The organism is Nocardia sp. Root136 (assembly GCF_001427185.1).
GTDB classification, from domain to species: domain Bacteria; phylum Actinomycetota; class Actinomycetes; order Mycobacteriales; family Mycobacteriaceae; genus Nocardia; species Nocardia salmonicida.
In genome coordinates, this window is sequence record NZ_LMFE01000001.1 from 3,000,121 (window position 1) to 3,020,250 (window position 20,130).

20 protein-coding genes, 1 pseudogene and 1 riboswitch are annotated in these 20,130 nt (G+C 67.5%); of the genes and pseudogenes, 10 read left to right on the forward strand and 11 right to left on the reverse strand.

Features of this window, described 5'->3' with window-relative positions; all coding sequences use genetic code 11:
• Nucleotide 1: 1 nt before the first annotated feature.
• Genes ASD42_RS13790 through ASD42_RS13800 form a run of 3 tightly spaced genes read left to right on the forward strand, consistent with a single transcriptional unit; the run spans nt 2 to nt 5,174 of the window.
• Nucleotides 2-1,483: a hypothetical protein gene (locus ASD42_RS13790; protein ID WP_235569403.1), complete on the forward strand. Its 1,482-nt coding sequence runs from the start codon at nt 2-4 to the stop codon at nt 1,481-1,483.
• A complete protein-coding gene (locus ASD42_RS13795; protein ID WP_056816301.1) occupies nt 1,480-2,436 on the forward strand; it encodes a glutamate ABC transporter substrate-binding protein in 957 nt (318 codons plus the stop codon). The genes ASD42_RS13790 and ASD42_RS13795 overlap by 4 nt, the downstream gene beginning before the upstream one ends.
• Before the next feature lie 5 nt (nt 2,437-2,441).
• Nucleotides 2,442-5,174, forward strand: coding sequence for a serine/threonine-protein kinase (locus ASD42_RS13800; RefSeq protein WP_235569404.1), 2,733 nt, complete (start codon nt 2,442-2,444; stop codon nt 5,172-5,174).
• 8 nt (nt 5,175-5,182) lie between these two features.
• On the opposite strand, the gene ASD42_RS13805 is transcribed toward ASD42_RS13800, so the two are convergent.
• The gene (locus tag ASD42_RS13805; protein ID WP_056814974.1) at nt 5,183-6,382 is read right to left on the reverse strand and encodes an acetate kinase; all 1,200 of its coding nucleotides are present in this window, start codon (nt 6,380-6,382) and stop codon (nt 5,183-5,185) included.
• Nucleotides 6,379-8,457 (reverse strand): phosphate acetyltransferase, encoded by a 2,079-nt coding sequence (gene pta, locus ASD42_RS13810; protein ID WP_056814976.1) that lies wholly within the window; start codon nt 8,455-8,457, stop codon nt 6,379-6,381. Before pta ends, ASD42_RS13805 begins: the two co-directional genes overlap by 4 nt.
• A gap of 206 nt (nt 8,458-8,663) precedes the next feature.
• On the opposite strand from pta, the gene ASD42_RS13815 reads away from it, so the two are divergent.
• Complete coding sequence (locus ASD42_RS13815; protein WP_056814979.1) at nt 8,664-9,173, forward strand: nitroreductase family deazaflavin-dependent oxidoreductase; 510 nt, start codon at nt 8,664-8,666, stop codon at nt 9,171-9,173.
• A gap of 66 nt (nt 9,174-9,239) precedes the next feature.
• Here ASD42_RS13815 and ASD42_RS13820 read toward each other — a convergent pair whose 3' ends face one another.
• Both ASD42_RS13820 and ASD42_RS13825 read right to left on the reverse strand, forming a co-directional pair.
• On the reverse strand, nt 9,240-10,337 hold the full coding sequence (locus ASD42_RS13820; protein ID WP_056814982.1) for an SPFH domain-containing protein: 1,098 nt from the start codon (nt 10,335-10,337) through the stop codon (nt 9,240-9,242).
• A gap of 12 nt (nt 10,338-10,349) precedes the next feature.
• Entirely contained in the window at nt 10,350-10,568 is a 219-nt protein-coding gene (locus tag ASD42_RS13825; RefSeq protein WP_056814983.1) for a hypothetical protein, read from the reverse strand.
• 115 nt (nt 10,569-10,683) lie between these two features.
• On the opposite strand from ASD42_RS13825, the gene ASD42_RS13830 reads away from it, so the two are divergent.
• Both ASD42_RS13830 and ASD42_RS13835 read left to right on the forward strand, forming a co-directional pair.
• Entirely contained in the window at nt 10,684-11,316 is a 633-nt protein-coding gene (locus ASD42_RS13830; protein ID WP_056814985.1) for a DJ-1/PfpI family protein, read from the forward strand.
• Nucleotides 11,313-11,762 carry a MarR family winged helix-turn-helix transcriptional regulator gene (locus tag ASD42_RS13835; protein ID WP_056814987.1) on the forward strand — a complete coding sequence of 150 codons (450 nt, stop codon included), beginning with the start codon at nt 11,313-11,315 and terminating at the stop codon, nt 11,760-11,762. The genes ASD42_RS13830 and ASD42_RS13835 overlap by 4 nt, the downstream gene beginning before the upstream one ends.
• A 63-nt stretch (nt 11,763-11,825) precedes the next feature.
• Here ASD42_RS13835 and ASD42_RS13840 read toward each other — a convergent pair whose 3' ends face one another.
• The 4 genes from ASD42_RS13840 to ASD42_RS13855 all read right to left on the reverse strand — a co-directional run bounded on the left by ASD42_RS13840 (nt 11,826) and on the right by ASD42_RS13855 (nt 14,938).
• On the reverse strand, nt 11,826-12,374 hold the full coding sequence (locus ASD42_RS13840; protein ID WP_056814989.1) for a YceI family protein: 549 nt from the start codon (nt 12,372-12,374) through the stop codon (nt 11,826-11,828).
• 28 nt (nt 12,375-12,402) lie between these two features.
• Entirely contained in the window at nt 12,403-13,014 is a 612-nt protein-coding gene (locus ASD42_RS13845) for an FMN reductase (protein WP_056814992.1), read from the reverse strand.
• Nucleotides 13,011-14,102, reverse strand: coding sequence for an LLM class flavin-dependent oxidoreductase (locus ASD42_RS13850; protein WP_056814995.1), 1,092 nt, complete (start codon nt 14,100-14,102; stop codon nt 13,011-13,013). The genes ASD42_RS13845 and ASD42_RS13850 overlap by 4 nt, the downstream gene beginning before the upstream one ends.
• 77 nt (nt 14,103-14,179) lie before the next feature.
• Nucleotides 14,180-14,938 (reverse strand): HAD-IIA family hydrolase, encoded by a 759-nt coding sequence (locus ASD42_RS13855; protein WP_442938653.1) that lies wholly within the window; start codon nt 14,936-14,938, stop codon nt 14,180-14,182.
• A 159-nt stretch (nt 14,939-15,097) separates the two neighbouring features.
• On the opposite strand from ASD42_RS13855, the gene fgd reads away from it, so the two are divergent.
• Nucleotides 15,098-16,108 (forward strand): glucose-6-phosphate dehydrogenase (coenzyme-F420), encoded by a 1,011-nt coding sequence (gene fgd / locus ASD42_RS13860; RefSeq protein ID WP_056814999.1) that lies wholly within the window; start codon nt 15,098-15,100, stop codon nt 16,106-16,108.
• Between the two features lie 99 nt (nt 16,109-16,207).
• Complete coding sequence (locus ASD42_RS13865) at nt 16,208-16,564, forward strand: hypothetical protein (RefSeq protein ID WP_056815001.1); 357 nt, start codon at nt 16,208-16,210, stop codon at nt 16,562-16,564.
• On the opposite strand, the gene ASD42_RS13870 is transcribed toward ASD42_RS13865, so the two are convergent.
• The 3 genes from ASD42_RS13870 to ASD42_RS13880 form a co-directional block, all read right to left on the reverse strand.
• Nucleotides 16,561-17,769, reverse strand: a complete 1,209-nt coding sequence (locus tag ASD42_RS13870; RefSeq protein WP_056815005.1) for an O-succinylhomoserine sulfhydrylase — start codon at nt 17,767-17,769, stop codon at nt 16,561-16,563. The genes ASD42_RS13865 and ASD42_RS13870 overlap by 4 nt on opposite strands.
• Before the next feature lie 10 nt (nt 17,770-17,779).
• Entirely contained in the window at nt 17,780-18,196 is a 417-nt protein-coding gene (locus tag ASD42_RS13875) for a rhodanese-like domain-containing protein (protein ID WP_056815009.1), read from the reverse strand.
• A 17-nt stretch (nt 18,197-18,213) separates the two neighbouring features.
• A riboswitch (SAM riboswitch) is annotated at nt 18,214-18,333 on the reverse strand.
• A gap of 45 nt (nt 18,334-18,378) precedes the next feature.
• Nucleotides 18,379-18,837, reverse strand: coding sequence for an Rv0361 family membrane protein (locus tag ASD42_RS13880; protein ID WP_131816915.1), 459 nt, complete (start codon nt 18,835-18,837; stop codon nt 18,379-18,381).
• Between the two features lie 191 nt (nt 18,838-19,028).
• Between ASD42_RS13880 and ASD42_RS35260 the strand changes: the two genes are divergently transcribed.
• Both ASD42_RS35260 and ASD42_RS13885 read left to right on the forward strand, forming a co-directional pair.
• The coding region (locus ASD42_RS35260; RefSeq protein WP_235569405.1) for an NAD(P)-binding protein at nt 19,029-19,231 on the forward strand (203 nt) is incomplete at its 3' end.
• Nucleotide 19,232: 1 nt separating this feature from the next.
• Nucleotides 19,233-20,130, forward strand: a pseudogene (locus ASD42_RS13885) (pyridine nucleotide-disulfide oxidoreductase); the annotation flags it as partial.

Consider the following 20,130-nt stretch of genomic DNA (forward strand, 5'->3'; position numbering starts at 1 on the left):
GATGGACGAACCGGGGAATCGTAATGCCTCGACCGAGGTGGCGGCCGTCCGTGTTCGCCCGTCGTCGCAGGCCAAAGAGGGTGCGAAGCCTTCCGACACTGCGGGAGCCCCGCCGGTATCACCACGCTGGGCGCCGTTGCGCCGACCGACTGCGCCCGTGGACCGGCCGCCCGCCCCCGACGTCAGAGCATTGCGTGCGCAGTTCCAACCCGCCCGCTTGCGCAGCTTCGCGCACTCCTCGCCGGGCCGGCTGGTTGCCGCCGGACTGGTCTTGATGGTGCTGTGCGTGACCGCGGGCGCGGTGACTTCGACGACCGTGAGTGAGCGTCAGCAAGCTCTCGGCGTCCTGCTCGACGACACCGAACCCGACGCGCATTCGGCCAACCACCTGTACACCTCGCTCTCGATCGCCGACGCCGCCGCGGGCACCGCCTTCATCGCCGGCGGACTCGAACCCCAGGCAGTGCGCGACCGCTACACCCAGGCCATCGGCGAAGCAGCTGCGGAGCTGGTGACGCAAGCCGGACACGTCTCCGACGAAGAAGCGGCCGACCCGTCGGGCACCGATCGCAGGCTGCGCACCGGCATCGCGACCGGGCTGCCCGTCTACAGCGGGCTGATCGAGACCGCCCGGGTGAACAACCGCAACGGCTATCCCGTGGGCGCGGCGTATCTGAGCGAGGCATCGCATCAGATGCAGACCGGGCTGCTGCCGATGGCCGAGGAGCTGGAAGACCACCGGTTCGACGCGGTCACCGCCGCGCAGCACCGGCACGTGCAACCGCCGTGGACGGCGATCGCGCTGCTGGTGGTGGCGCTCGGTGCGCTGATCTGGGTGCAGGTCGAGCTGGCGCGGCGCTCGCGCCGGTTCTTCAATATGGGCCTGCTGATCGGCACCGGCGCGCTGGCACTGACGCTGATCTGGACGGTGGCGGCCGGATCGTTGTCCGCGGTGGCGATGATTCGCTGCCGGGACGAAGGAGCGGTGCCGTCGGCGCGGCTGGCCGAGAGTCGAATCCTGGTGCAGCAAGCCAGATCAGCGGAAATGGTGAAGCTGGTTCGCCGCGACGCGACCGGCGACTACGACCGCACATTCGATACCAATGCCGCCCGGCTCAACGAGTTGCTCGCCGGCTATCCCGATGACGCCCCCGCGCGCGACGAAGTGGCGTACGCGCGAGCCGCGCTGACCCGCTGGCAGTCGGCCCATCAGCGAATGAACGACACCCTCGAGCGTGGCGATTTCATGGGCGCGGCCACCGTGGCCACCGGTCCGAGCGCCGCCGATTCGGCCGCCCAGGTCGACGCACTCGACCGGGCGCTGGACAAGGCGGGCGCGGTGACACGAGACACCCTGCGCGCGAAGGTCTCTCAGGCGATCGACGTGCTGTCTTTCCTCGCCCCCGGCGCATTCGTGCTCGGGATCGCGGCGGCGGCTTGCGTCGCGCTCGGGTTGTGGCCGCGGCTGCGGGAGTACCGGTGAGGCGCGGGCGCGTCCTCGCGGCGCTGGTGCTGGTCGGGTTGCTCGCCGGCTGCTCCGACAGCACAACCACGCCCGCTGAGCGAGGCGTCTATTCGGAACCGCCGTTGCCCGCCAAGGCGATTCCGATCGGCACCGATACCCCCGTGCCCGCTACCGGTGGCGAACAATGCGGCGACCCGACCGCGAGCCTGCGGCCGAGCACCGCGTCCGGCCCCACGATCGATGCCATCCGCGCGCGCGGCAGGCTCATCGTCGGACTCGACGCGGGCAGCAATCTGTTCAGCTTCCGCGATCCGCTCAGCGGCCGCATCGTCGGCTTCGACGCCGATATCGCCCGCGAGATCGCCCGCGACCTGCTCGGCAATCCTGATCTGATCGAATACCGCAGTCTCGCTTCGGAAGAGCGCGAGCGCGCACTGCAGGATCACACCGTCGACCTGATCGCGAAGACGATGACGATCACCTGCGAGCGACGTCAGCGGGTGGCGTTCTCGACGGTGTATCTGCGGGCCGACCAGCGGGTGCTCGCGGTGAAGGATTCCGGTATCGGCGGGCTCGCCGATCTGGCGGGCAAGCGCGTGTGCGTGGTGCGCGGCACCACCTCCCTCGATCACATCCGCCGCGACCAACCCGCCGCCACGATTCTGACGGTGCCGACCTGGGCCGACTGCCTGGTGGTGCTGCAACAGCGCCAGGTCGACGCGGTGAGCACCGACGACTCGATCCTGGCCGGTCTGGCCGCCCAGGACCCCTACACCGAGGTGGTCGGCGGCAGCATCAGCGCCGAGCCGTACGGCATCGGTATCCCCAAGGGCGACGACGACCTGGTGCGTTTCGTCAACGCCACCCTGGAGCGCATCCGCAACGACGGCGCCTGGACCCGGATCCACCGCCGCTGGCTCGCGACCCTCGGTGAGACACCGAGCCCACCCGCACCGAAGTACCAGGACTGACGGCCATGAGCACCGATCCCCGCGAGGGCGAACTGGGACAAGCCGATCCGGACCCGAAGATCGGGGCCGAGTCGCCGTCCCACGATCCGGCGCCTGACCCGGAACGGCGCGAGCCGACACAGCTGACCCAGCGTCAGCGGCCGGGCACGCTGCCGGGTGGATGGACGTTGCCCGGCGACGACGAGACGCGGCCATTGCCCATACTCACCGCCGAGGCGGCCGCGGAGTTCGCCCGACAGCAGGCGAGCAGCCGCGACCACACCCCGGCGACCGATGCGACCCAGCGGGCCGAAGCGTCCGGCGCCGTCGAGCGATCGGGCGAGATTCCCCAGACCGCATCGGCACAACAGGCGGAAGAGCAGCTCGCTACACAGCGCGCGAGTCGTCCCCCGGCAACCGAGTCAGCGGCGTACGCACCGACCGAAGCAGCACCGCGAACCGCACCGTACGCGCCGACCGAAGCCGCGCAGCGGGACCCCATGACCGCACCGTACGCGGCGACCGAGGCGGCTCAGCGCACCGAACAGCCCGGCACGCAGGCGACTCCGGTCGATCCCGAATCCTGGCCGTCCACGCCGCAGACCGGTGGGGGTACCGCACGGTCGGGGCGCAGCGTGCGAACGGCACGGTCGCGGCCAACCCGACGGCTCGGGGCCGGGCTGGTGCCGATTCCGACGGTGACCCCGGCCGATCCGCGTGATGCCGTGCTGGCGGATCCGATGGTGTCAGAAGGTCGGCGGTTCTGCTGGCGCTGTAGCAATCCGGTCGGGCGTTCGACGCCGGCGCGGGCGGCCTCGACCAGTGGCGAATGCGAAACCTGCGGGGCCGCTTACGATTTCCGGCCGTCGCTGCACGAAGGCGATATGGTCGCCGGGCAGTACGAGATCCAGGGTTGCATCGCGCACGGCGGGCTCGGCTGGATCTATCTGGCCATCGACCGCAATGTGAGCGATCGTTGGGTGGTGCTCAAGGGGCTGTTGCACGCGGGTGACGCCGAAGCGCAGGCCGTGGCGGTAGCCGAGCGGCAGTTCCTGGCGGAGGTGGCGCACCCGAGCATCGTCAAGATCCACAACTTCGTCGAGCACACCGCGGGTGACGGGTCCATCGGCTATATCGTGATGGAGTACGTAGGCGGCCATTCGCTGCGTGACATCCTCGACGCCAAGCCGCGTGGCGAGCAGATGCCGCTGGCCGAGGCCATCGCGTATGTGCTGGAAATTCTGCCCGCGCTGGAATATCTGCACTCGATCGGTCTCACCTACAACGACCTCAAGCCCGACAATGTGATGGTCACCGAGGACCAGGTGAAGCTGATCGACCTCGGCGCGGTCGCCACCATCGACGCCTACGGAAACCTGTATGGCACCAAGGGTTTCCAGGCGCCGGAGATCGCCAGGACCGGGCCGACGCCGGCCTCCGACGTCTACACCGTCGGTCGCACGATCGCCGCGCTCACGCTGGCACTGCCCAGCGAACACGGCCGCTATCTCGACGGCATCCCCGACCCCGCCGACGAACCGCTGCTCGCCCGCTACGAGTTCTTCCATCGATTCCTGCTCACCGCTACCGATCTCGATCCGGCACTTCGTTTTCCGTCGGCGCGGGCGATGTCGGCACAGCTGGCCGGTGTGCTGCGCGAGATCCTCGCTTTCGACACCGGCACCGAACATCCACAGCTGTCCACAGTGTTCAGTCCACAGCGCACCAGCTTCGGAACCGAGGAGCTGATCAGCCAGACCGACGCCTACCTCGACGGTGTCGGTCGCTCACCGCTACTGGATTCCCGCGATGTGGTCGCCGCGCTCCCGATTCCGCTGATCGACCCCGCCGACCCGTCGGCTCCGCTGCTGGCCGCGACCGCCAACCCGGAACCCGAGCGGGTGCTGGAGGCGCTGCACGACTCCCGCGAGCGGGCCGAAGCCGACCCCGACAACGCGCCCGACACGCTGGCGGGCGAGCTGCTCTTCGCCGAGGCGCGTGCGCGGCTGGAACTGGGCGAGTCGGCGGCGGTGCTGCACCTGCTCGACCGGGTTCGGAACGACACCGATTGGCGCACGGACTGGTTCACCGGTCAGGCGTATCTGCTCGAACTCGACTACGAGGCCGCCTTCGCGTCGTTCGAGGCGGTGCTGCGGGTGCTGCCGGGTGAGATCGCGCCCAAGCTGGCGCTGGCCGCCACTGCGGAACTCATCCTGCAACACTGGGATTCCGCGGCGCCCGAACAGTGGCGCAGCTTCGCCGAACGCTATTACGACACCGTATGGCGCACCGACCGGGCTGTGGTGAGCGCGGCATTCGGCCTCGCCAGGCAGCTGGCGGTGGCGGGACGAGTCGGCGAAGCGGTACACGCGCTCGATGATGTGCCCGCCGCGTCCCGCCACTTCACCACCGCCCAGACCACGGCGATCCTGTTGCTGCTCATCAGCTCCCCCGTCGCCGAACTCGACGAACAGGTCCTGCGGCTGGCCGCCTCGCGCGCCCAGTCCATCGCCCCCGGCGAGCACCGGGCCACCCTCATGCGCACGCTGGTCCAGGGCACCGCGTTGGCCTGGCTACAGGCCGGGAACACACCGAAACGTAAGGACGCCAAGCTGTTCGGGCGCGGCTTCACCGAACGCGACCTGCGCGACGGCACCGAATCCGGCCTGCGTTCCCTCGCCCGCAACGCACCGGACCGGGACCACCGCTACGCTCTCGTCGACCTCGCCAACTCGCTGCGCCCCAAATCCTGGTTCTGAGCCGGAGCTCAGCGCGCGCCGACCAGTTCGTGAGCCGCGCGCGCGATGGCCAGCTCCTCGTTGGTGGGTACCACCAGCACCGTCACCGGGGCGGAGTCCGGCGAAATGCGACGGATGCCAGGGGCTCTCGTCTCGTTGCGGACGGGATCGATCTCGATACCGAGGGCTTGTAGCCCCGCCAGGGCGTCGGCGCGCACCGCCGGACTGTTCTCGCCCACACCGGCGGTGAAGACGATGTCGTCGACGGTGCCGAGTTCTACGAGATAGGCGCCGAGGTAGCGGCGCAGGCGGTGGATGTACACGTCGTAGGCGAGTTTCGCCTGGGTGTCGCCGCCGTCGATCAGCTTCTGCAGCTCGCGGAAGTCGTTCACCCCGGACAGGCCCTTGATGCCCGAGTTGCGATTGAGTAGTTGTTCCACCTCGCTCACGTCGAGGTCGGCCGCGCGCATGAGGAACGGCAGCACGCCGGGGTCGAGGTCGCCCGGCCTGGTTCCCATCACCAGACCTTCGAGCGGGGTCATGCCCATGGTGGTGTCGATCGCGACGCCGCCCTGGATCGCCGAGGCGGACGCGCCGTTGCCCAGGTGGAAGACGATCTGGTTCAGCTCTTCGGTCGGTCGGCCCAGGTATTGCGCGGCCTTCTCCGACACGTACTGGTGCGAGGTGCCGTGGAAGCCGTACTTGCGAATCCCGTGGGCAGCGGTGAGTTTCGCGTCGATCGCGTAGGTCTTGGCGGCGTCGGGCATGGCGTGGAAGAAGGCTGTGTCGAAGACGGCGACCTCGGGAATGCCGGGCAGCAGCTCTCGCGTCGACTCGATGCCGACCACATTGGCGGGATTGTGCAGCGGCGCGAGCACCGACAGCTCGTCGATCGTGTGCAGCACGTCGTCGGTGATCAGGGTCGGCTCCCAGAACACCTCGCCGCCGTGGACCACCCGGTGCCCGACCGCGCCGATTCCGATCGTGGTCAGATCGAGGCCGGTCTCACGGAACATCTCGAATGCCCGCAGCAGACCGGCCTTGTGATCCTCGATCGTGCCGTCGTACTCGAGCTTGGCGGGGCCTGCCTCGTGCACGATCCGTCCGCCGTGCGACTCGCCGATCTTCTCGACCAGCCCGGACGCCAACACCTCTGCCGAGACAGCGTGCAGCAGTTGATATTTGATCGACGAGGAGCCGCTGTTCAGCACCAGGACGAGATCGCTCACTTGCCGTCTCCCTGTGCCTGGATGGCGGTGATCGCCACGGTGTTGACGATGTCGGCGACCAGCGCGCCGCGCGAGAGATCGTTCACCGGTTTACGCAGCCCCTGCAGCACCGGCCCGATCGCGACCGCACCCGCGCTGCGCTGCACCGCCTTGTAGGTGTTGTTGCCGGTATTGAGGTCGGGGAAGACGAAAACCGTGGCCTTGCCGGCCACTTCGGAATCGGGCAGCTTGGCGCTGGCGACGGCGGGCTCGATCGCGGCGTCGTACTGGATCGGACCTTCCACCGGCAGTTCCGGCGCCCGCTCGCGCACGAGTTCGGTTGCCGCGCGGACCTTGTCGACGTCGGCGCCGGTCCCGGACGCGCCGGTCGAGTACGACAGCATCGCCACCCTCGGTTCGATCCCGAACCGGGCGGCCGTGCCCGCCGACGACACCGCGATATCGGCCAGCTGCTCCGAGGTCGGGTCGGGCACCACGGCGCAATCGCCATAGGCGAGAACACGATCGGCCAAGCACATCAGGAACACGCTCGACACCGTGGAGACGCCGGGCACCGTCTTGATGATCTCGAACGAGGGCCGAATCGTGTGCGCGGTGGTGTGCGCGGCGCCGGAGACCATGCCGTCGGCGATCCCCTTGTAGACCATCATGGTGCCGAAATACGAGATGTCGGCCATGGTTTCGCGCGCGCGCTCGAGCGTCATGCCCTTGTGCTTGCGCAGTTCGGTGTATTCGGCGGCGAATTCGTCGAGGTAGCCGGAGGTGCGCGGCGCCAGCACCTCGGCGTCGGCGATGTCGACACCGAGCTCGGCGGCACGGGCTCGCACCGAGGCCTCGTCACCGAGGATGGTGAGGTCGGCGATCTTGCGCTGTAGTACTCGTCCGGCGGCGCGGATGATGCGGTCGTCGTCACCCTCGGGCAGCACGATGCGTTTGCGATCGGCGCGGGCGCGTTCGATCAGCCGGTACTCGAACATCTGCGGTGTCACGACCGTCGAGGTCGGAACCTGGATGCGCCGCAACAGTTCCGGTGCGTCGACCCGCTGCTCCATCAGCGCGAGCGCGGTGTCCACCTTTCCCGGGCTGCCCGCCCACATCCGGCCACGGGTGCCGTGCACGGCGCTCGCGGTGTCGTAGGTGCCGAGTTCGGTGGCGAGGATGGGCAGCCTGGGTTGCAGTCCCTCCATCAGCCGCGCGATCGCCGGATGCGGGCGAAGGCCGCCGTTCATGATGACCCCGGCCAGCGACGGAAAACCCGCTGCCTCATGGGCATTCACCAGGCTGAGCAGCACGTCGGACCGGTCACCGGGCGCGATCACCACCACACCGTCGGAGAGTCGTTCCAAGATGTGTTCGGCGGTCATGCCGCCGACCATGATGCGCAGCGCTTCACGCTGCAGCAATTCCGGGTCGCCACTGTAGATCTCGCCCTCGATGGACTCGCACAACTCGGCCATCGTCGGCGCCATCAGCAGCGGCACCTCGGGCAGGGTCCACGACGGAACATCGAAACTCGCCAATGTGGTGGCGATTTCGTCCAGCTCGTCAGGGGCGCAGCGATTGGCCACGATCGCGACGAGGTGAGCGTGCTCGGTGGTGAGCTCGCTGGTACACAGTTCGACCAGTTGCTTGACCTCGCCGGGCGTGCGATCCGCGCCGCGAACGACCAGCAGTACCGGCGCGCCCAGGTTCACCGCGATGCGGGCATTGAAGCGCAGCTCGCTCGGGCTGGCGACGTCGGTGTAGTCGCTGCCGACGATCACCACCGCGTCGCAGGCCTTCGCGACGTCGTGGAACCGCATCACGATGTCGCTGATCGCGGCGGTGGGGTCGCGGTGCACGTCCTCGTAGGTGACGCCGATGGCCTGTTCGTAGCTGATATCGGCGGTGCTGTGCTCGAGCAGCAGCTCGAGGATGTAGTCGGGTTCGTCGGCCGAGCGGGTGATCGGACGGAATACACCGACGCGTGCGGTGGTCGCGCACAGCATGCCGAGGACACCCAGTGCGACCGTAGATTTTCCGGTGTCACCCTCGGGTGAGGCGATGTACACGGTGGACGGCGCTTGTTCGACCATGCTCGCGAGCTTAGTGAATCGTCGGCGATTCAGGGGCGCGGTGTGGTCCGATCGGTCGCGTTATAGTCCGCCCCGGTCGGGCTATAGCCCGCCCCCAAGGGACACTCAGTGCCCGGATCGTGGTGCGATCCGTCGGGCTATAGTCCGCCCCAAATGACACTCAGTGCCCGGATCGTGGTCCGATCGGTCGGGCTATAGTCCGCCCCATGACATCGCAGTTCCCGGATCGGCAGTGGGGTTCGCGCACCAATCCCCTGTCCCGCGCAGCCAACCGTTTCGCCGCGACCAAGCCGGGGTCCTGGCTGGTCCGCACGATCACCCCGCTCGACCGTGCCCTGCTGGAACGCACCGACGCCAAGTACACCGTGCTCGGCCCGATCGGCGCCCCGGTGATCCTGCTCACCACCACCGGCCGCAAGTCCGGCGTCGCCCGCACCCAGCCGCTGCTCTACGTCCACGACGGCGACACCCTGTACGTGATCGGCTCCAACTTCGGCCAGCAGCACCACCCCGCGTGGACCGCCAACCTGCTCGCCGACCCGTCGGCCACCGTCGCCATCGCGGGCGAGCGCATCCCGGTCACCGCCACCCCGGTCCCCGACGCGGACCAGGACGCGATCTTCACCCGCTTCGTCGAGATCACCGGCGCCTACGCCGCCTACCGCGACCGCACCACCCGCGATCTCCGCATGTTCGCCCTGCGCCGGACTACCTGACCGGGTCATAGACCGCGGCAGCCCCGCGACGCCCCGGGCTTGTCAGGCTCGGGACGCCCTCGCTCATCAGACCTTGTCGACTTCGCCGTTCGACAGTGCCTTCTGCAGGGAGTTGAACACCGTCAGCCCCTGACCGACCATTCCGTTGAGCAGCTCGCCGACGCCGTCAGGGCCGTTGAGGACGGTGAGGTTGGCGCCCGCCAGGCCGTGTGCGGCCTGCTTGACGATTTCGGGGAGTTGCTCGATGAGCATCTGGTCCAGCGCGATTCGGTTGTTGGACGCTGCCGCTTCGGCCTGAATGCGGGTGCGGTCGGCTTCGGCCACCGCGAGGATGCGGACGCGTTCCGCCTCCGCCTCAGCGGGTTTCACCACTTCGGCCTGGAGTTGCTGTTCGCGGAGTTCGGCGTTCTTGCGCGCCTGCTCGGCCTGGGCGTGCAGGACGGCCTGCCTGGCGATGGCGTCGGCGAGCGGGCCCGCTTGCGCCGCTTCGGCATTGGCCTTGTCGATGTCGCGCTGGTACTCGGCCTTGAGGATGGAGGTTTCGCGCTCGTATTCGGCGCGACGACGCAACGACTCCTGTTCGGCTTCGGCGGAGCGCTGGGCGGCCTGGGCCTGGGCGATCTGGGCATCGCGCTGGACCGCCGCGTTGTGCGGCGCCGCGAGCGCGTTGATGTAGCCGAGATTGCCGTCGTCGATGCTCTGGATCTGGAACGAGTCGACCCACAGGCCGATATTGCTCATCTCCACCTTGGAGGCGATGAGGACCTCGTCGGCCAGCTTCTGGCGTTCACGAATGATCTCCTCGACGGTCATCGAGCCGACGATCGAGCGCAGGTGACCGGAGAAGATCCGGCCGGTGAGCACCGACATCTCCTGTTCCTGTTCGGACAGGAAGCGTTGTGCCGCATTGACAATCGACTGGGTGTCGTTGGCGACCTTGAACGCGATCACCGCACGCACATCGAGTTGGATGGCCTGCTTGGTGACGCAGCGCTCGCGGATCTCGGACTCGAACATGGCCAGCGACAGGTAGCGGACCTTGCGGAACAGCGGCACCACCCAGGTGCCGCGGCCGATGACCACCTTGAAAGGGGTGTCGTCCTTGGTCTTGGCACCACTGACCAGCATGGCTTCGTCGGGATCGGGAACGTGATAGCCCAGCATCGCGGGCCCCTTTCATTCTGAGGGAAGCGGAATCCAAGTGACCACATCGACCAGCCGCCCCGGATGGACCGCGACGATCAACACGGTGGTCCAGGCGGCGATCGGCTCATCGGCACGGGCGAGGTAGAGCTCCGTACCCCCGCGAATCGAGATCAGCACCTCACCCAGTGCGCCCGCCTCCCGAATCGGTGACGTGATGGTGCCCGTCATGCCGTGCACGGAATCGGTCATCGCGGGTGAACCTCCCTGTCTCGCACCGGATGCCGTCAGAGTACGGAGCGGCGGCTATAAGCCGGTAGTAAAATTCTTATTGACAGCATCCTGTCAAGTATGACAGCATGTTGTCATGTCGATCACCACAGTTCACGTAGCCGTTTACGACACCCTCGCCGACTGGGAAGTGGGGGCCGCCACGGCGCACATCGCCAACGGAAACTGGCACCGGGAGCCCGGAACGTTCGAGGTCGCGACGGTCGGCCTCACCACCGAACCGATCACCACCATGGGGCGTCTGCGGGTAACGCCCGACCTCACCCTCGCCGATCTCGATCCGGCCGACAGCGCGATGCTGATCCTGCCGGGCGCGGACCTGTGGATGAGTGGGGAGCTGAACGCGTTCGCGCACAAGGCGAAGGAGTTCGTCGACGCCGGGGTGCCGGTGGCCGCGATCTGCGGCGCCACCTTCGGACTGGCCGCGGCGGGCTTGCTCGATGACCGCGCACACACCAGCAATGCGGCGGAACTCCTTGTCTACAGCGGATATTCGGGGGCCGAGCACTACGTCGAGACGGCGGCGATCACCGACCGTGACGTGATCACCGCGGACGGCATGTCACCGTTCGAATTCGCGAGAGAGATCTTCGCGCGTCTGGACCTGTACGAACCGCACGTACTCGAGGCCTGGTACAAGCTGTATGCGCAGAAGGACCCGGCCGGGTACGCCGCGCTGGCCGAATACGAGGGGACCCACGCAGCTTGAACTCCGAACAGGACTTACTCGACGGCGCCGCGCTCACGGTCTTCCGGCTCAACGGTCAGTTCCTGACGATCGGTGACGGGTTGTCCGCACCGGCCGGGATCTCGGTGGCCTGGTGGCAGGTGATGGCCGCCGTGCAGGAGCAGCCGCAGCCGGTGGCCGGCATCGCCCGCGCGATGGGCATCACCCGGCAGAGCGTGCAGCGGATCGCGGACCTGCTGGTCGGCAAGGGTATGTGCGAGTACCGACCCAACCCGGCGCACAAGCGAGCCAAGCTGGTCGCGATGACCGAGGAAGGCCACGCCGCCATTCGGCGCATCAACCCGCAGCACGCGGCCATGGCGCACCGGCTGGCGCAGGCGCTCGGTCCGGCGGAGTTCGCCGCGACGGTCGCGACCCTCACTCGCCTCGCGGCGACCCTCGACACGATCATCGCCGACGAGGACTAGCCGGAACGCGTCGACGCCCCCACCACCCGGACGGGTGATGGGGGCGTCGATTCGGCGCGGAGCTCAGCTCTGCAGGCCGGCCTCGATCTCCAGGGTGAGGGTGATCTTGTCGCCGATCACGGCGCCGCCGTCGGGCAGCGGCATGTCGATGTCGAGCCCGAAGTCGCGGCGCGAGACCACGGTCTTGGCTTCGAAGCCGGCGACCGGGCCGTTGCCCATGCCCGGGCTGACACCGAGGAACTCGACCTCGAGGGTGACCGGCTTGGTGTTGCCGCGCACGGTGAACTCGCCGTCGACGACGAAATCGCTACCCTCGCCGCGGAATCCGGTGGACTTGAAGGTCATCAGCGGGAACTGCTCGGCGTGGAAGAAGTCGGCGGTGCGCAGGTGACCGTCGCGCTGGGCGTTGTCGGTGGTGAGGGAGTCGACGCGGATCTCGGCGTGTGCGGTGGCGGTGCCGTCCTCGGCGATCACGAGGGCGCCGTCGAAGTCGGTGAAGCGACCGCGGACCTTGCTCACCATCAGGTGGCGTACGGAGAAGCCGACGGTGGAGTGGGTGGGGTCGATGGCCCAGGTGCCTGCGGTGAGTCCCTTGGCGATGGCGGTGGTCATGAGTGTGCTCCTTCTTGACGGGTGTGGATCAGTGGGGAAGATTTGCCGCGAGTAGGTCTTCGAACGGGGTCGTGTCGAGGTAGGGATCGGTCGGTCGGGTGGCCGCCCTGCCGAGTAGCAAGGCGCTGAATTCGGTTGCGGCGCGGTCTATTCGGTTGTTCAGCGCCTGGTCGGCGCCGTTGGCGCCCCAATCGGCCGAGGCCGCGTAGACCGCGGTGGGCACGACGATCGAGCGCAGGTAGGCGAACAGCGGACGCACCGCGTGCTCGAGAGCGAGGGAGTGCCGTTCGGTGCCGCCGGTGGCGCCGGCCAGCACCGGCATCGCGGCCAGCGAATCCGGTTCCAGCACATCGAAGAACGTCTTGAACAGACCGCTGTACGAGGCGCTGAAAATCGGTGTGACGGCGATCAGACCGTCGGCGGTGACGACCTTGTCGATCGCCGCCCGCAGCGACGGGGCGGGGAACCCGGTGAGCAGGTTGTCGGCGAGCTCACGGGCGTGATCACGCAGGTCGACGAAGTCCAGCTCCACCTCGCCGCCCAGTTCCCGTGCCGTCGCGGCGGCCAGCCGGTCGGCCAGCAGTCGCGTGGACGAGGGTTGCGACAGTCCGGCCGACACCACGGCGATGCGGGTGGTCATGCGGTCAACTCCTTCGTTCGTGCGGCGGCCAACAGCGATGCATGGGTGGGCGCGTCCGGTACCTGCGCGGGGCGTCGGGCCGCGAATTCCTTGCGCAGCACCGGAATTACCTCCTCGCCGAGCAGGTCGAGCTGCTCGAGCACCGTCTTCAACGGCAGTCCGGCATGGTCGACCAGGAACAGCTGGCGCTGGTAGTCGCCGAAGTGCTCGCGGAAGGTGAGCGTCTTCTCGATGACCTGCTCCGGGCTGCCCACGGTGAGCGGGGTCTGCTCGGTGAACTCCTCCAGCGACGGTCCGTGTCCGTAGACGGGCGCGTTGTCGAAGTAGGGGCGGAACTCGCGGACCGCGTCCTGAGAGTTCTTGCGCAGGAACACTTGTCCGCCGAGTCCGACGATGGCCTGGTCGGCGCTGCCGTGGCCGTAGTGCTCGTAGCGACGGCGGTACAGGTCGATCAGCCGCTTGAAATGGTCGGTGGGCCAGAAGATGTGGTTGGCGAAGAAGCCGTCGCCGTAGTAGGCGGCCTGTTCGGCGATCTCCGGGCTACGAATCGACCCGTGCCAGACGAACGGCGGCACGTCGTCGAGCGGACGCGGGGTCGAGGTGAACGATTGCAGCGGCGTACGGAACTTGCCTTCCCAGTTCACGACGTCTTCGCGCCACAGCCGGTGCAGCAGTGCGTAGTTCTCGATGGCCAGGGGGATGCCGTCGCGGATGTCCTTACCGAACCACGGATAGACCGGGCCGGTGTTGCCGCGGCCGAGCATCAGATCCACCCTGCCGTCGGCCAGGTGCTGCAGCATCGCGAAGTCCTCGGCGATCTTGACCGGGTCGTTCGTGGTGATCAGCGTGGTGGAGGTGGACAGCAAGATGTTGTCGGTGCGTCCGGCGATATAGCCGAGCATCGTGGTCGGCGAGGACGGCACGAAGGGTCGATTGTGGTGCTCGCCCATCGCGAACACATCGAGACCCACTTCCTCGGCCTTCTGCGCGATCGCGACCATCGCCTTGATCCGCTCGGCCTCGGTGGGGGTGCGGCCGGTGGTGGGATCGGTGGTCACATCGCCGACGCTGAAGATTCCGAACTGCACGGGCCCTCCTTTGGTTGCCATGGCAACTATAACCAGCGAAGGGGGCAACCTATTCCAATGAGGCGCAGGTCACATGATCAGGCGGAGAACGGGCGGCGGGTCCGGCCGATCAGGTCGGCCACCGAGTCGACCACCATGGTCGGCCGGAACGGGTATGCCTCCACCGAGGACTTGGTCGAGATGCCGGAGGTCACCAGCACCGTGCGCATACCGGCCTCCAGCCCCGCGATCACGTCGGTGTCCATCCGGTCGCCGATCATCACCGTCGACTGCGAATGCGCGCCGATCTGGCGCAGCGCCGAGCGCATCATCAGCGGGTTCGGCTTGCCGACGTAGTACGGCTCCTTACCGGTGGCCCTGGTGATCAGGGCCGCGACCGAACCGGTGGCGGGCAGCACGCCGTCGCGGGAGGGGCCCGTGGCGTCGGGGTTGGTGGCGATGAACTTGGCGCCCCGATCGACCAGGCGGATCGCGGTGGTGATGGCCTCGAAGGAGTAGGTGCGGGTCTCGCCGAGCACCACGTAGTCGGGATCGCTGTCGGTGAGCACGTAGCCGATCTCGTGCAGCGCGGTGGTGAGGCCGGATTCGCCGACCACATACGCGGTGCCGTTGGGGCGCTGGTCGGCGAGGAACGTCGCCGTGGCCAGCGCCGAGGTCCAGATCGACTCCTCGGGAATGTCGAGGCCGGTGCGGCGCAGGCGGGCCTGCAGGTCGCGCGGGGTGCGGATCGAGTTATTGGTGAGTACGAGGAACGGGATCTCGTTGGCACGCAGTTCGGCGAGGAACTCGTCGGCGCCGGGGATCAGCTGATCCTCGTGCACCAGCACGCCGTCCATGTCGGTGAGGTACGACAAGATCTGCTCATCCTTGGTGGTCACCAGTTAATTGTCCGCTAAAACTCGGCATGGCGGGTGACGAAACAGCGTGGGCGCGGATGACCGACCGCGCGCTAGTGTCGTGATGGCAGGGGTCAACGGACGACAGGAGTGGCTGGAATGGTTGAGCTCAAGCTCGGGTACAAGGCATCGGCAGAGCAGTTCGGGCCGCGAGAGCTGGTCGAACTCGGCGTCGCCGCCGAGCAGCACGGCCTCGACAGCGCGACCGTGAGTGACCACTTCCAGCCGTGGCGCCACGACGGCGGCCACGCCCCGTTCTCGCTGGCCTGGCTGGCGGCCGTCGGCGAGCGCACCGAACGCATCCAGCTCGGCACCTCGGTACTCACCCCGACCTTCCGCTACAACCCGGCCGTGATCGCGCAGGCCTTCGCCACCATGGGCTGCCTGTACCCGGGCCGGGTGATGCTCGGTGTCGGCACCGGCGAGGCGCTCAACGAGATCGCCACCGGTTACAAGGGCGAATGGCCCGATTTCAAGGAGCGTTTCGCCCGCCTGCGTGAAGCGGTGAAGATGATGCGCGAACTGTGGACCGGCGATCGCGTCGATTTCGAGGGCGAGTACTACCACACCGTCGGCGCGTCCATCTACGACGTTCCCAAGGGCGGCATCCCCGTCTACATCGCCGCAGGCGGCCCGGTGGTGGCCAGGTACGCCGGTCGCGCAGGCGACGGCTTCATCTGCACCTCGGGCAAGGGCATGGACCTCTACACCGAGAAGCTGCTGCCCGCCGTCGCCGAGGGCGCCGCCAAGGTCGAACGCGATGTCGCCGAGATCGACAAGATGATCGAGATCAAGATCTCCTACGACACCGATCCCGAACTGGCCCTGCAGAACACCCGCTTCTGGGCCCCGCTCTCACTGACCCCCGAGCAGAAGCACGACATCACCGACCCCATCGAAATGGAAAAGGCCGCCGACGCCCTCCCGATCGAGCAGGTCGCCAAGCGCTGGATCGTCGCCAGCGACCCCGACGAAGCCGTCGCCAAGATCAAGCCCTACCTCGACGCCGGCCTCAACCACCTGGTCTTCCACGCCCCCGGTCAGGATCAGCTCCGCTTCCTCGACCTCTTCAAGCGAGACCTGGCCCCGCGTTTGCGCGCCCTGGGCTGAGACCGGTCTGCTCAGATCCCTGGCCGGGCGCCATTAACGGCGCCCGGCCAGATATCGATCCATGGTGACGAACACCGGAACGACACAAGGAAATGAACCATGGGATTGTGGATCGGTAGCCCCGCGCTGAACGCCTCCGAGAACGTCGTCTGGCAGAAACTCGCCAATCGAACACAAGGCGGCAGGGCCGTCGGCGGACGCCTCCACCTGACCGAAACCCGACTGCTCTTCGTACCCAATCACCTCGACGCAGTCACCGGCGGCAAGCGTTGGGAAGTGCCCCTGACCCAACTGCGCGCCGTCGGGCGGCAGAGCCCGGATGGCGGCCTGTTCAGCGGCGGCCTCCGCACTCGTCTGCGCGTCGACACCGACGCCGGAACTGAACTTTTCGTCATCGAGGCGATCGACGAGGCAATCGCGATTCTGGACGCCGCAAGGACAGATACTCGGAGCTAACTCAAGGCGTGGTCGAGGTCGCTGAGGAGATCCTCGAGGTCTTCCAGGCCGACCGAGATGCGAACTACCCCGTCGGACAAGCCGATCGACGCGCGTCCCTCCGGGCCCATGGCTCGGTGGGTGGTGGTGGCGGGGTGGGTGATCATGGTTTTGGCGTCGCCGAGGTTGTTGGAGATGTCGATGATGCGGAGGCGGTTGAGGACCTCGAAGGCTCGCTTCTTGCCGTCGTCGCCGGTGAGGGCGAAGGTGACGACGGTGCCGCCGCCGGTCATCTGCTCCTTGGCGAGGGCATGTTGCGGATGTGATTCCAGGAAGGGGTATTTCACCCAGTCGACCGAGTTCTTGGTCTCCAGGAATTTCGCCACCTGCAGGGCCGACTCGGTGGAGTGGCGTACGCGCAGCGGCATGGTTTCCAGGCCCTTGAGCAAGGTCCAGGCGTTGAAGGGGCTCAGGGCCGGGCCGGTGTGGCGCATCAGGGTTTTGACGGGGCCGTCGATGTAGTCCTTGGCGCCGAGGATGGCGCCGCCGAGGACGCGGCCCTGGCCGTCGATGTGTTTGGTGCCGGAGTAGACGACCACGTCGGCGCCGAGTTCGAAGCCGCGCTGGAGCAGGGGGGTGGCGAAGACGTTGTCCAGCACCACCTTCGCGCCCGCGGCGTGGGCGAGCTCGGTGACCTTGCGAACGTCGACGAGGGTCTGCATCGGGTTGGCCGGGGTCTCGAAGAAGACGGCCTGGGTGGGGACGGAAAGAGCTTCTTCCCACTGGTCGAGGTCATCCCCGTCGACGAAGACGGTTTCGATGCCCCAGCGCGGGAGGATCTCGTTGCAGACCACGAAACAGGAACCGAACAGGCTGCGGGCGGCGACGAGGCGGTCGCCTGCCTTCAGCAGCGCGCCGAGCGCGGTGAACACCGCCGACATGCCGGACGCGGTCGCGAAGGCCGCCTCGGCGCCGTCGAGCAGGCGGATGCGCTCCTCGAACATCGCCACGGTCGGGTTGCCGAAGCGGGAGTAGACGAAGTGCTCGACGTCGCCGGTGAACGCGGCCTCGGCGGCTTCGGCGTTCTCGTAGACGAAACCGGAGGTCAGATACAGCGCCTCGGAGGTCTCGTCGAAACCGGAACGGCGCAGGCCGCCGCGCACGCCGAGCGTGCCCGGACCGACGCCCTCGGGCAGTGGCTTGTCGAACGAACCACCGGTGATCATGCTTTTCTCCTTATGCCTGACGCCACGGCAGGCCGACAGCGCGCCAACCGGTGCTGCCGCGCTGACCGAACGCGTCGGGACCACCTTCGAAACCGTCGAGCACGTTGTAGGACGGTGCCACGCCCGCCGCCGTCGCCAGGTTCGCCGCGTGCGCGGAACGCTGACCGGAGCGACACAGGAACACCACCGGCGCGTCGTCGGGGCGACCGGCGAGCGCCTTCTCGAGCTGCACGCCGAACTCCGGGTTGCGCGTGCCGGTGCCGTCGACCCATTCGATGAAATGGGCCGGGCGTTCGATGGAGCTGGTGTCGGGGATACCGATGTGTGCCCACTCGCCTTCGGTGCGCACGTCGACCAGTACGGCGCCGGGGTGCTCGGTGAGCAGCTCCCACGCCTTCTCAGGGGTGATGTCGCCGGCGTAAGTCATGTCGATCCTCCTGCGTGAATCCGCTCTTGCCGTGCCGGAAGTCCCCGAACACACGGCCAGGTCGTCACCCGGAGCACCCCACCGCGGAGGAGGGTTGCCGACCAGCGAGCCGGGGCTTGACGCTGGCACTCATGACCTTGCGATCTGAGATTGCCTCGGCACAGGTCACCGTGTCAAACGATTCAGAAGGTGCACACCAGCCACGCGCCGTCGACGCTGGTCAGTTTCCAGGTGCTCGTCGACGGGGTGCCGTTCACGACGACCGTCGCGTCGATTTTGGCGCGGTCGCCGTTCACGGTCGCGTTCGCGAAGCCCTTGCCGTCGATCGTGACAACAGATTTCGGGCCACCCAGCCGTTCGCCGAGGCCGGAGGACTCTTCGTCGAAGCCGGGGCAGGCCACACCGGTCGGCGGACGCAGGTCGCTGCGCGAGCGGGCGTCGATATAGTTGGTGACGGCGGCCGCGAGACGGTCGGCCTCTGTGACATTTTTCTCAGCGGGTGAGAGCAGTCCGCCCACCACGATGCCGATGAGCACGAGGATCGCGATCACCGCGGCCGCGACGAACGGGACGATGGAACGCTTGTCGGTCTGATCCACCACTACGGGCTGGTCATCCGAGCCTGTTTGCTCCTCGTTCATGCTGTAATCCTGACAGACCCGCGCGGGCAGCCACACCGCGCGCCGGGTGGCTGCAACGCCGCAGCTAGAATCGCCTTGATTGCGGTCGGCTGCCGCGTGGGATGGCAGCTGCCAGTAAGCCGGTATATCGACTTAGCCTAAGCTAAGTTGACGCCGTCAAATCAGTTCTCGACCAAAGGGTGCGCGTAGAAATGACCGAACAGAGTGCAGCGACTCGCCCACTTCGCATTGCGATCGTGGGTGCGGGACCGGCCGGTATCTACGCCGCCGACGCGTTGATGAAGTCCGATGCCGACGTGAGCATCGACCTCTACGAGCGCATGCCCGCGCCCTTCGGTCTGATCCGCTACGGCGTCGCGCCCGACCACCCGCGCATCAAGGGCATCATCACCGCNGTGAGCATCGACCTCTACGAGCGCATGCCCGCGCCCTTCGGTCTGATCCGCTACGGCGTCGCGCCCGACCACCCGCGCATCAAGGGCATCATCACCGCCCTGCACAAGGTCCTCGACAAAGACCAGGTCCGCCTGCTCGGCAACATCGACTACGGCACCGACATCACCCTCGACGACCTGCGCCAGTTCTACGACGCGGTCATCTTCTCCACCGGCGCCAACGCCGACCGCGCCCTGACCATCCCCGGCATCGACCTCGACGGCTCCTACGGCGCCGCCGACTTCGTGTCCTGGTACGACGGCCACCCCGACGTCCCGCGCTCCTGGCCCCTCGAGGCCGAGAAGGTCGCCGTGCTCGGTGTCGGCAACGTCGCCCTCGACGTCGCGCGCGTGCTCGCCAAGACCGGTGACGAGCTGCTGCCGACCGAGATCCCGCCGAACGTCTACGAAGGCCTCAAGGCCAACAAGGCCCTCGAGGTCCACGTGTTCGGTCGTCGTGGCCCCGCGCAGGCCAAGTTCACGCCCCTCGAGCTGCGCGAACTGGATCACTCGCCGACGATCGAGGTCATCGTCAACCCCGAAGACATCGACTACGACGAGGGCTCCGAAGCCGCGCGCCGTAACTCCAAGCAGGTCGACATGGTCGCCAACACCTTGGAGCAGTGGGCCATCCGCGAYCACGGCGACCGCCCGCACAAGCTGTTCCTGCACTTCTTCGAATCGCCCTCGGAGATCCTCGGCGCCGACGGCAAGGTCGTCGGCCTGAAGACCGAACGCACCCAGCTCGACGGCACCGGCAACGTCAAGGGCACCGGCGACTTCACCGACTGGGACATCCAGGCCGTGTACCGCGCCGTCGGCTAYCTCTCGCAGAACGTCACCCAGCTGCCGTTCGACG